The 2,186-nt window shown below is 48.4% G+C and carries 2 protein-coding genes and 1 other annotated feature; both genes read right to left on the bottom strand.

The window, feature by feature from the left end; translation table 11 throughout:
- A partial coding sequence (locus WBV27_RS00040) for a Gfo/Idh/MocA family protein (RefSeq protein ID WP_424198328.1) occupies positions 1–322 on the bottom strand: 322 nt, incomplete at its 3' end.
- Positions 323–469: 147 nt separating this feature from the next.
- The gene (locus WBV27_RS00035; protein ID WP_424198326.1) at positions 470–1,516 is read right to left on the bottom strand and encodes a uroporphyrinogen decarboxylase family protein; all 1,047 of its coding nucleotides are present in this window, start codon (positions 1,514–1,516) and stop codon (positions 470–472) included.
- Between the two features lie 51 nt (positions 1,517–1,567).
- Positions 1,568–1,826, bottom strand: a binding site (T-box leader).
- Positions 1,827–2,186 lie beyond the last annotated feature (360 nt).

The raw sequence follows: 2,186 nt of genomic DNA, 5'->3' as shown, positions 1-2,186 counted from the left end.
GCTGCATTCGTTCTGCCTCGGCCACCGAATCCGCCATCGGCTTTTCGCAAAGCACATGCTTGCCTGCTTCAAGCGCAGCGATGGTGATGGGGCTGTGCGATTGTTCGTTCGTAGCGACGATGACGGCATCGACCGTTCCGTCTTCCCAGATCTCCTCAAGGGTCCGATAGACTTTTCCGCCGTACTTCTTTTGGAAAGCCTCTGCTTTGGCAATCGTTCGGTTATAGAATCCAATCAAATCGACTTTTTCGTTTTTGTGGCTTAGAGGGGCGTGCCTCTGTTTCGAAACATCCCCACAACCGATGATAACAATCCCGACCATGAGACCCCTCCTTTCTTTGCCTTCCGATTCTTCGGAAGACGGCTGTTTAAGTTATGTGCTTGATTCTAACATGGCTGTTCTGTTAAAAATAATACCGATTGTCTATCAGGGTTGACCGCCTGTGCCGAACACCATCGCAGTCTTTAATCAATTATGCAGAGGGCTCGCTTGTTTTCGGTTCTTGCCTGACACGCCTGCAGCTGTTTCTCGGACCAAGGCCAAACGCTCTAGTTCGATTTCTGGATTGACTGTGCAGTCCGCTCCGATGATGACGCCTGTATCGCCGATTTCTTGAATGAGGTCGGCTGTGTATTGGGCGATGTCCGCTTCTTTCCCTGAATCCAACAGCGTGCCTGCGTTATTGTCGAAGCCGCCGATCACTGCTTTGTTCCCGAAGAAGTCTTTGCCTTCCTTCAGGCTGATTTTTTCGGTGTGGACCGCCCAGTTGTAGGCTTTTGCTTCATAGTCCCGGTAGTAGGACAAGTCGTTTTGATGATGCTCGTAGCCGCAGATGTGCAGGATGTTGTAGTCGCTGACTGCATTTGCCGCACCCAACACATCCAATTCACTAGGCGCGATATAGGTATGATAAGCCTCTTTCGTGGCCGCGCTGGTTTGGACATTCTGCACACTCAGGTAAATGCCGTCCGCGCCTGCTTCTTCGATGACTTTCCTTGTCAGCAACGCCACGTCCTTGGCGATTTCATTGGCCGCATAAGCGAGAGCGCCCGGGTCCGTCTCAAAGAAACGGGTGAATTTTTCGGGATCCTTATCCCATGCTTCGAAGGCGATCCGGATATAGTTCGCTGGCGAAAAGATATTGTAGAAGGTTGCGATTTCGCCGTTGAAGGATTCCTTGATCCGTTTGACCGTCTTGACCTGCTCCGTGATCCACGGATGGTCCGGCCCCACAGACTTGACGTTGTATAAGTCATCCGCATGTTTTATCGTTTTTCCCAACAGGCTCGGATGCCCGAAAAAGCCGTCGCTCATGATCTTCACGAAATCCGGGTTGAAGGCATCGTAGAAATCCTTATGCCCATCGATCACTCTATCCAAAACCGATCTGTCCTCCAAACCACGGAATTGATCATCACCGAAAACAAAGTGAAACCAAAAGCCAACCGGCACACGCTCCGTTTCCTTGTTGTCGAAAGCATCAAAAATCAATTTTCTTCTGTTATTGTCTGTCATGTATATTCCTCCTCGAGTGTAATAAAAAGTCGCCCTCCCTGGATCGATTCCAGAAAGGACGACGGTTAGATCGCGTTACCACCTTGCTTAATGACAACCTTGCGATTGCCATCTCAATCAGTACAGAGGGATTCATCCTCCTCGATACTGCTGCCTGTCTAACGGGGGCGTCCGGACGCGCTTGAAGGAAACTCCTTTTCAGCGCATCAACTCTGAGGCCATTTTTCCTGTGCTGCCGTCCGCTCTTTCTCACCGCCCAAGAGCTCTCTGAAGGACTTCCAACAAGTACTTTCCTCTTCTTTGCTTTTTTCTGTATGGCTTTGATTCATAGACACAGTCTATCACCGTAGCCACAGCCTGAAAAGCACACGATTCCGAACAGGCTTGACAGGAAAAAGCGAACAGTGGGTTGGTTGTGCATGAGGTAAAACATGGATAACGGAAAAGTATTCTTCATTTCGAGTATCTGGCATTCAAAAAAGATGAATAAAATTTATTAATCCATCTTTTCTAGCCGCCTTCGCACAAAAAAAGGACAACCTATTCGGTTGCCCTGAAAATTATTCCCATTTTAAAAAGCGAGAACAGTCAATACACAGATGAAGATGTAGCTCAAAATCATGGAGATTTGCAGCAATCTCGGTGCTTTGTAGCCTAAATCTTCATTGAT

The organism is Trichococcus sp. (genome assembly GCF_049589555.1).
Taxonomy (GTDB): Bacteria; Bacillota; Bacilli; order Lactobacillales; family Aerococcaceae; genus Trichococcus.
This window is presented reverse-complemented; position numbering and strand designations above follow the sequence as displayed.